This window comes from Streptococcus sp. DD10 (assembly GCF_001578805.1).
Classification (GTDB): domain Bacteria; phylum Bacillota; class Bacilli; order Lactobacillales; family Streptococcaceae; genus Streptococcus.
Genome location: NZ_KQ969167.1, coordinates 31666 through 41996 on the forward strand (window position 1 = coordinate 31666; position 10331 = coordinate 41996).

5 protein-coding genes and 1 pseudogene are annotated in these 10331 nt (G+C 37.3%); 1 reads left to right on the plus strand and 5 read right to left on the minus strand.

All coding sequences use genetic code 11. The annotated features are described in order from the left end of the window. Positions 1-46: 46 nt before the first annotated feature. The 3 genes and pseudogenes from STRDD10_RS09560 to ccpA all read right to left on the minus strand — a co-directional run bounded on the left by STRDD10_RS09560 (position 47) and on the right by ccpA (position 3422). Positions 47-1357, minus strand: a complete 1311-nt coding sequence (locus tag STRDD10_RS09560; protein WP_067195536.1) for a glycosyltransferase family 4 protein — start codon at positions 1355-1357, stop codon at positions 47-49. Then, positions 1358-2354: pseudogene (locus STRDD10_RS09565) on the minus strand (glycosyltransferase). It lies immediately after the preceding gene. 66 nt (positions 2355-2420) lie between these two features. Then, on the minus strand, positions 2421-3422 hold the full coding sequence (ccpA, locus tag STRDD10_RS09570; protein WP_067195538.1) for a catabolite control protein A: 1002 nt from the start codon (positions 3420-3422) through the stop codon (positions 2421-2423). A 297-nt stretch (positions 3423-3719) separates the two neighbouring features. Between ccpA and STRDD10_RS09575 the strand changes: the two genes are divergently transcribed. Next, the gene (locus STRDD10_RS09575) at positions 3720-4802 is read left to right on the plus strand and encodes a M24 family metallopeptidase (protein WP_067195540.1); all 1083 of its coding nucleotides are present in this window, start codon (positions 3720-3722) and stop codon (positions 4800-4802) included. A gap of 162 nt (positions 4803-4964) precedes the next feature. On the opposite strand, the gene STRDD10_RS09580 is transcribed toward STRDD10_RS09575, so the two are convergent. Next, the gene (locus STRDD10_RS09580) at positions 4965-9248 is read right to left on the minus strand and encodes a VWA domain-containing protein (RefSeq protein ID WP_067195543.1); all 4284 of its coding nucleotides are present in this window, start codon (positions 9246-9248) and stop codon (positions 4965-4967) included. Between the two features lie 129 nt (positions 9249-9377). After that, positions 9378-10088, minus strand: coding sequence for a glucosamine-6-phosphate deaminase (gene nagB, locus STRDD10_RS09585; RefSeq protein ID WP_067195546.1), 711 nt, complete (start codon positions 10086-10088; stop codon positions 9378-9380). Positions 10089-10331: the final 243 nt, after the last annotated feature.

The window sequence follows — 10331 nt, forward strand, 5'->3', positions numbered from 1 at the left end:
GAAACTAATACCAATATAAATTGATGTTTTAGTTCCTTCACCATAACTACTCCAAGTATTTTCGAATCGTTTTAATTTGTTTCCGTGAAGCTTTTAACATGCGGACAGAACCTTTAACCGGTAATGCCATTGCTTTGCGTGGAAGGGTACGAATCGATCGTGCTAGCCGTCTAGCAGTTGCTTCTTGATGATGATCTTTCTTAAATTCTCTTGAGATAGAAACATCCAAGTAGAACTCATACATACGTTTCCCAAAGTTCTCAGCGGAGATGTCATAGAGCTTTTGTGCCCATTTCTTCTCTTGGGGTCTTGGAGTTGAAAGAGTAGCCTCTAGGATGGCTCCTGCTAAATCCTTTTCCTTATAGTAGAGGAGACCAAACATAGGATCATCGATTACACCTTCTAGATAAGGATTCCCATGAGCAATAATTGGCGTACCGCTGGCCAAAGCCTCTAAGTAAGTCAAGCCTTGGGTCTCACTAGTTGAGGCAGAAACAAAGAAATCTGCTGCCTTGTAGTAAAGAGCCGTCTCACTAGGCGGAATCATCCCTGTAAAAATTACCTTATCTTCGATGCCTAAACGATTTACCTGTCCTTTTAAATCATTTAGATAAGGACCGTCACCAGCTACAACTAATTTTATATTGGGATTTTCTTGACAAACATCTGGAATTGCTGCAACAATAGACTGGATATTCTTTTCGTATGAAACACGCGATAAACTCAACAACATGGTTTCTTTGGGGTCAATCCCTAATTTTTCACGTAATTTTGCAATGACAACACCAGTCAATTCTGGACGCTCAAATTTTGCAAGATCAATACCAGTAGGAATCACTCGTTTTTCAGCAGCAATTTTATATTTGACCAGCAAGTCGTAAACGATTTCGCTAGGACAAATAACACCATCTAACTCGCTCATGAAACTGCGAGCCATATACTTCACCATACTTGGTCGAATTATCAATCCTTTCGCAATATAGTGCACATAATCTTCATACTGAGTATGATAAGTATGAACAACAGGAATCTTTAGTTCCTTTGCGATAGCAATCCCCAAAAGTCCTAAAGAAAACTCTGTCTGGGTATGAATGATATCCAACTGATACTGCTTTGCAATTTCTAAAGCTTTTGAAAAACCCCGATAAGCCACTCGGCGGTCTTTAAAAGCAAAAAAAGGAACGCTCGGGATACGAACGATTTGCCAATCCCCATAGCGGTCCACATCCTTATCTGTTGTCGTAAAGATAAATACAGTATGACCTAACTTTTCAAGCTCCATCTTTAGAGTACGAATGCTTGTCGCTACACCTGAAACTTGCGGAAAATACGTATCTGTAAATAAACCAATTCGCATTTAAATCTCCAATACCTCTTTATATGCCGCAACTAACTGTTGCGCAACGTCATCAATCGAGCGACTCTGAGCCACCTTAAAGCCTTCTTCGCGTTTATCCGTCTTTCCTTGGATAATGTTTTCAAGAGCCACAACAAATTCATCTACATTATGACAAAGATCCGCTGATTTTTCATCAATCCACCCCTCATAGACAGGGATATCTCGAAGGACAACATGTTGATGACTGGCAAAAGCTTCTAAAACAACAATCCCTTCTGTTTCCTCATAAGACGGAAAGAAAAAAGCACTTGCCCCACTCATCGCTCCCTGAAAAACAGCACCTTTAAAATAGCCAGGGAAGCTAACATTAGCTGGATGCTTGCCATTGACAATATCCCTAATTTTTTAGGAATTAGCCATTTTTTTATCGAACCGAGCCAGATAAAGCGTACATGAGGCATCTTTTCTGCTACTTTAACAAAATCCTCAATACCTTTACGACGAAAATACAGACCTGCACAAACAACTACAGGAGTATTTTTTTCAATCCCAAAATACCTACGAAATACTTCTTCTTTGTGTTCATCCTTACCATATTTTTCGAGATCGATTCCGTTTGACACTGCAATAATCGGTGTCGTCACTCCGTAAGACTGAATCAACCGTTTTGAATATTCTGATGGCGTGATCACATAATCCGCTTTTTGATAAAGATGAGCTAAATATTTACCCACAAAAGGAGCAAAAAAATTAGAACCGATAAACGAATTTTGAAAATCTTCCTTTGTCGAATGTCCATGCATAATGACTTTTTTGCCATTTTTTTTGCAGCATGAAGAAGTAGAAAACTTCTGGGACCGTATGTATTGATGTGAACCACATCATAATCTCCTAAAATATCTGTTGTATAAGGAATCCCAGCCAAATCTAAGGCATGCATCTGATGATGCAACGCTCGACCAATACCTGATTTTTCTAGTACGGATTTACCTTCTAAATAGAGCAATACTTTCATAAAACTATTATAGCAAAAAAGAGAAGGGGAAACAAGAAAAGCTCTGTTTCACTCACTCCTCATTTTTTATTTTGTCGATTGGCGTTTTGTAATTCCATGTGATAGTAAGACTTCACGTTCATCCAATTCTTCTTTATGCATAATCTTTGTCAACATACGCATACTAATCGCCCCTAAATCATAAAGAGGCTGGCTGATTGAAGTTAGACTAGGACGAGTATAGCGTGTAACTTGAGAATCATCACTCGCAATGATTTCAAAATCAGCAGGTACTTGAATCCCTCTATCTGTTAATCCATTCAAAAGACCTGCAGCCAACTCATCCCCAGTTACTACAGCAGCATTAGCTTTAGATGCGATTAAACGTTCTGCCATTGCATAGCCATCATTATAACCGTATTTTGACTCAAATACTAAACCTTCACTATATGTCAGACCTTGAGCTTTTAATCCGGATTTGTATCCAGATAAACGAACTTTCCCATTAATATCATCTACTAGAGGACCGCTAACAAAAGCAATCTTATCATTCCTCTTAGAAAGTTCCTCCACAGCATCAGCAGTTGCTTTAGCGTAGTCAATATTAACACTTGGCAACTGATGCTCCACATCTACTGTACCTGCAAGAACAACCGGTGTGCGTGAACGTGAAAACTCTGAGCGAATTTTCTCTGTTAGATGGTAGCCCATAAAAATAACACCATCTACTTGTTTTGAAAAGAGATTGTTGACAACTGCGACTTCCTTATCGTCGTCCTCATCACTATTAGTCAAGATGATATTGTATTTATACATTTCTGCAATGTCATCAATCCCTTTGGCTAAAGTTGCAAAATAGCTGTTTGTAATATTTGGAATCACTACCCCAACAGTCGTAGTTTTCTTACTTGCAAGTCCACGTGCAACTGCATTCGGGCGATAGTCCAAACGTTCAATAACTTCCAACACTTTTTTTCGTGTGTTTTCTTTGACGTTTTTATTACCATTAACAACGCGACTAACCGTAGCCATCGATACACCAGCTTCTCGAGCGACATCATAAATTGTTACAGTATCGTCTGTATTCATTCTTTTTCCTTTCTATATTGAAAATTTCGTTTTCATTTTCCTACCAAAATTATTTTACCACTAATTGTAAACACTTTCAAGTATTTTAATATTTTTTTGAAAAAGAGTTTACGAACAACAAAGTTGGTAAGTAATCTATCTAGGTTCTTATCACTCATTTTTAAGCATTCAAACATAAAAAATATGTCATCTCGCTAGATTTTCGTTTTTCTTTTTGGTTTCTTGGAATTTCCTTCTCCTTTATCTTGATTTTTTTCTTTTTTTTGCAAAAATAGAGGGGTAGAAAGAAGGTAGCTTATGTCTAAAATCAATCAAATCATCGAGTATCTCGAAAATGAAAAAATGGACGTCGCTGTCGTATCTGACCCCGTCACCATTAACTATCTAACTGGCTTTTACAGTGACCCTCATGAACGCCAGATGTTCCTTTTTGTCTTTGCCGATCACGCACCTCTGCTCTTTGTCCCTGCTCTTGAAGTTGAGAGGGCATCTAGCTCTGTGGATTTCACTGTTGTGGGCTATGTGGACTCTGAAAATCCCTGGGAGAAAATCAAGCATGCCTTACCAGTTCACGGCTTCAAAACCGTTTCTGTCGAGTTTGACAATCTCATCCTAACTAAATACCACGGTCTACGTACCGTATTTGAGGGTGCAAACTTTGAAAACCTGACCCCTCGCATCAACAGAATGCGCCTGTTCAAGTCAGCAGACGAAATCCAAAAGATGTTTGTCGCTGGACAATACGCTGACAAGGCAGTCAAGGTTGGATTTGACAATATCTCCCTTGACAAGACCGAAACAGACATCATCGCGCAGATTGACTTTGCCATGAAACAGGAAGGCTATGAGATGAGTTTTGAAACCATGGTCTTGACTGGTGACAATGCTGCCAATCCACACGGTATCCCTGGTGCAAATAAGGTGGAAAATAATGCTCTCCTCCTCTTTGACCTGGGAGTTATGGTCAATGGCTACGCTTCCGATATGACACGGACTGTTGCCGTTGGCAAGCCAGACCAGTTCAAAAAAGACATCTATAACTTGACTTTAGAAGCTCAACAAGCTGCCCTAGACTTTATCAAACCTGGTGTAACTGCTCATGAAGTGGACCGGGCAGCACGTACTGTTATCGAAAAAGCTGGCTACGGAGAGTACTTCAACCACCGTCTAGGTCATGGTATCGGTATGGATGTCCACGAATTCCCATCTATCATGGAAGGAAACGACATGGTCATCGAGGAAGGCATGTGTTTCTCTGTTGAACCTGGAATCTATATCCCTGGCAAGGTCGGTGTCCGTATCGAAGACTGTGGTGTCGTGACCAAGGATGGCTTTGACATCTTTACAAACACCAACAAGGATTTGTTGTATTTTGATTAAAAAGAAAGCATTTCAGACGGAAAATCTGGAATGCTTTTTTACCATAGTTTTTTCAGAATTTCTTCAGAGCTGACAAAAAAGCGGGTTGCCCCGCTTCATCTTATTCCTCAGAATTAGAAAAAAGGATTAGCCGTTGAATTGACTAATCCTTTTTATATTATTCTAAAATAAATCAGTCGAAGAACGTTTACCTTGGTTAAAATCTTTACTTGCAAAGAAGGAAGGTAGATAATGAGAATATAGTGCATTTGTTACAAAGCCATAATCTTCCGAAGAAAATTTCTTAGCATACCTTACACTATATTTTTGGGAGTTGGTAGGATGTTTTGTGCCTTTTCCCCAAATCGCATCTGACATATTTCCTAAAATTTCATTAACTTTATTTCCAATGGAATTGCTTACGAAATTTGTAGGAACATTTGTGAACACAGATGTTAGACCACCTATATTTTCTATAGTATTACGCCAGAAACCATTCCCTAGACCTATCCAAGAAGCCAAAACACTTCCTGATTTACGTCCAGATTCCATACTTTCAGCTGACAGATTCAATAAGTTCGTATCCTTCTTTGTATCATTTTGATATTTTTTTGCATCAGTAACAAGGGACACAATTTTTGATGCATTCTGTTGTAAAACATTGTATAAATTATCAAAATAATTTTTATTAACCAACCTATTGGCTAAAGAATAAACATTGAATAAAGTATCAGAAACTTTCTTTATTCTAGATATGAAGGGATTAGCAACACTTCTTAACTCAATAATTTCTTTAGCTGGTAAATTCACAATATCATTTACTGAATTGTATGCATCGTTAGCATTTTTGATTGACCAATCTGGCAAACCAGGACCATTCAAATTAGTCACTCTAATGACTTTGTGCTCAGAATTACCAAATAATTTACTTGCTGCAATATACGCTTGATAACCGCCTAAAGAGTGACCTGTAATATACACATTTCTATAATTATCATTCAAATATATCTTAGAATACTCAAGTAGTTTCTCTACACTATCTGCAAATGATTTATTCCCTAGAGGTATAGTCAAATCTTTTACTAATTCTTGAGGTGCTTCATCTGTTCCGCGAAACGCCAATACAATATCTTTAGTATTTTTATTTTTAAAGATAACTAAATTAGATTTAGTTGTAATTATATCAACAGCTTCGCTTTCTAACTCTGCTACTAGTTCCCATTTTTTGAATATTTCAAAATCCTCTGATTTTAGCAGACCGTACAAATTGTCATTTCCAAAATCTTTACCATTTTTCTGATTTAAGATGGAAGGGTTATTAAAAATATCTTGCAAAGTTATTTTCTGATTTTTATCAAAATAAGCAAGTGCAGCAAAAATGGCTAGGTCTCTTCTATCTACATTCCATTCTGACGGATTCAACTTTTGACCAAAGGAATCTTTTTCTCTATTTTCATCTGCATCAGACCAACCATCACCATCGGTATCATCTGAATTAGAATATATAGCTAAATTCTTTTCAAGACTACCTCTAGGTGTATTGTCTTTATCATCCGTTATCCCATCACCATCGGTATCTTTTTGATTTGGGTGACTCACAAGATATAAGTAAACTTTACCTGTTTTTTTATTAATTTCTGGTCTAGCTTCATTACCATTAACCAATGTATCACCATCAGGATCTTTGTCTAAAACATTTTCAAACACAGAGTCATCCATCTTATCAATCAAAGGATTAAGCAACTCCTTCTTCTTATCCTCCGATAATTTATCATAGTTAGTAATGCCATGTTTATTAGCTAGTTCACTGCGAAATTCTTCTACCTGTGACTTAAATAATTGTTCTCCAGTTCCCGATAACAGATTTCCTTTAAAAATTTCTTTCGTATAGTATGCAGAAATCCTATCATTATTGGTATCGCCAGCAATAGTATCAACCTCTACTTGTTTAAAGATTTCTGGTAAGCCATTCGCCTCCTCTGCATAGTAATACTTTCCGTTTGTTCTGTTCGCAATTTCTCTTAACAAAACTTCGTCGACAGAACGAAGACCAACAACATAAATTGAAATATTATTATCATTAGCTTGTTTTAACAATTCATCATACTGACTAATTCGGGAATTATCCTCACCATCTGTTAAGAACACAATCGACTTTTTGTTATTAGATTTATCAGTTAATAGTTCATGTAGCCCAGTATGAAGCCCTAATAACAAATCTGTCCCCCCTGAACTGTCAACTTTTTCCAAAGCATCTTTTGCTTCATCAAAATTACTACCCAGATTTTTTAGTACAGTTCCATAGTCGTCAAAGTCAATCACGGCCACTTTATCTTTAGAAGAATCAAGCTGATTAATTAATTCTTTCGATAGACTAATACGCTTATCTTCAGAATCATTAGAACTCATACTACCTGAACTATCCAATACAAAGGCAATAGAGCGACCAGTTTTTACAGTTTTCTTACTCTCAAGTAACGGAGCATTCTGAACAGTTTTATCCTGTTCTGTTTTATCTGCTACTATATACGTTCCAGACTCAGAAATAGGTGCGTATGCCATATTCCCATTAACAGTTGTCGACAATTCATCTAATAACTGAGTTTTTTCATTGTACTTATAAATACTAGGTTGACTACGAACTGTTAAATTATTTGCTTTAATTTCAAGTCCTATATCTGTTTTTGCTAAGTCTCCCTTGTATTCAAGAGTAATAGCACTTCCTAAATGCCCAGACATTCTATCTGATAATACAGTTTCTTTATTATCAAAAACTTGAATCTTAGCCAACTCTTCTTTTGGTAAATCAGAAGATAAACTTACTAAACCACCATCCGCTTTTACAGTTTCAAATCCAGGTTTGCGAGTCCCAACTCTCACTATTCCTGTAATGACTGGAATATCTTTACTAATCAGCGTTTCCACTTGATCCTCTTTATCCTGCAGTTCCCGTTTTCGTTTTATCGTAACTGTAACAAAAGAAGCCTGAATATTTTCAAGTTCACGACGACCTTCAAATATTGTATTGTCGTAAATTTCAACAAGTTTTGCCGTTGCTAATTTGTCACTAGACATAGTTGGAATAGACACACTATTTTTGACATTCTTAACCATCTCGTCTAAAACTTTATCGTCAGTCACCACATCTTTTTTAGCACTATCTGTGACTTCTGTATAAATCGTTTCTCTTATCGGAAGTGGATTGACGACGATTGATGCAGCTTCAGTTTCGTTTTCAGGTGTCACTACTATCGAGGTGTTTACCGCTCTCTTAGTTCCAACTTTAATAACACGATTAACAGGTGCTTTTATTTCATTTATTGAGGTTGTTTCACGACTGACTTCAACTCCATCCTTGATAACAACCTTCTGCATACTAATTTTTTCGCCTAAGCTTCCTTCTGTTACAATGATAGTTTGACCTACTGAGAGATTTTCATCCTCTTGATAAATAACCTGATAAGGAACCCCCTCTGTCAAGCGAACCACTCGTTCAACTACTGTAACGGTACTAGCAATCGGTTGACTTGAATTTTCTGTAGCTGGACTTATATTTCTTTCGATGATTGGTACTGATCGAAATGAGGTTTCACCATTTGCTTGGTCACTTACTACCTCTACATTTTCTGAACTTATTCCATGAGAAGAATCACCACTTACAGAATCTATTGCCTCAGAAGCTAGTTTATCTACATTTGGAGAAGATACTTCACTAGCAGACTCCGTTACTCCCGAAGAGGATACTGGTTCTGAAGGAGTATCCGTCTTTGGTTGTGTTGAGACCTCACTAGTTGGTACTTCAATAGTCTCCTCACGTGATGTCTCCGATAAAATCTCTTCCCTTATAGATGGAAGTACAACAACACTAGTATCATTTTTTACTAGTCCGCTAAGGTTCTCTCCTGTTTCAACAGTGAGCTTGTCAGGGAGTTCTGCTGGTTTATTTGCATCATTGTGAGTTTTCGTAGAGGTAACTATATCAACTTGATTTTTATTGATAAAGTCACGAATTTCTTCTGTATTTTTACTATTAAATTCTGCTACATGCTCCACTCGAGCCTCTGGTACTTCTTCTGAGTCTGTAGCAGTTGGTTGTATCACACGGTATGCTTGGGCTACTTCTCCATTATCAACTACAATACGCTGTCCGTCCTTACTGATAGAAAGCTTATTGCCAGCATAGATAAGATCCACATTAGCAATCTTATTAATCTGAGCAAGGATATTCATATCAATATCCACCGCTTTAGCTATAACAGACAAAGTATCTCCCCACTTAATTAAGTAGGTAGTAGAGTCTTTACTCTCTTTCAAGTCTATTTTAACCATTTCTACAGTACGAGCTACCCAAGCTTTTTCATTTGCTGAGACAAGCTCCGTAGCTCCAGCTACAAAAACAAGCGATGCACCTGCAAGACAAATCCATTGCCCTGTACGTTTTTTATGTAAACGGAAACCTTTTTCCATCACAAATCCCTCCTAAAAAATCATTTAACACGAATATTATAAATCACATCACAAATAATTGCAAACGTTTTCTAGTTAAATCTCCACAGAAAATAGGAGACGAAGCATTAAACTTACATCTCCTATTGTTTATTGTTCCTCCACCCCTGAAAGAGCCTCTTTATCCGCAATGATAATGACATCATCATGGTTTTGCAGGCTACTTGCTGGTAGATCTTCTGTCACTGGTCCTTCTACCATGCCCTTGATAGCATCGGCTTTTGATTTACCATATGCAAAAAGAACAATGGTCTTGGCCGCTAAAATATTTTTAATTCCCATTGATAGAGCTTGTGTCGGTACATCTTCTATTCTTTCAAAGAAACGGCTGTTGGCTTCTATGGTTGACTGCTGCAAGTCCACCAGATGGGTTTCACTTTCAAAGCTAGTCCCAGGTTCATTAAAGCCGATATGGCCATTACGACCCACACCCAAAATCTGCAAATCCACAGGATGTTCAGCCAAAATCTGGTTGTACCGTTGCACTTCTTCTTCAGGATTTTCTGCTAAACCATTTGGCAGATAGGAAACTTTAAATGGTTTAGCATGGAAAAGATTTTCCTTCATAAAATAATGGTAGGACTGATTGTTATCTGCAGATAGCCCCACATATTCATCCAAATTAACACTAATAAGTTCCTTAAAATCAAGGTCGCTAGCTGTCACTTGTCTATAAAATTCAATCGGACTAGAACCTGTCGCCAATCCTAAGACCTTAGCACCAGCCTCTAACTTTTCCTTCAAAATCTCAAAAGCAATCTTGCCTCCTTCGACTTGCGTCGCTACTTGAATAATTTTCATTGCTAAACTCCTTTTCACTTTCTTATTTTATTATATGGTATAGACCAATTTTTGTCAAGTATAGAACCTATTTTTAAAAAAAGTAATTTCCAATAGTTTATCTTCTATTAAAAACTTCAAGTTAAAGTGGAATTTTGGTATAATAGTCGGTGCTAGACTCATACAGTCTCAAAGAGAGGTAGGCTTTTTTTCAAAATAAACACTCTCTCTCTATTTTTACTGATACTTTAGATAAGGTTTTTC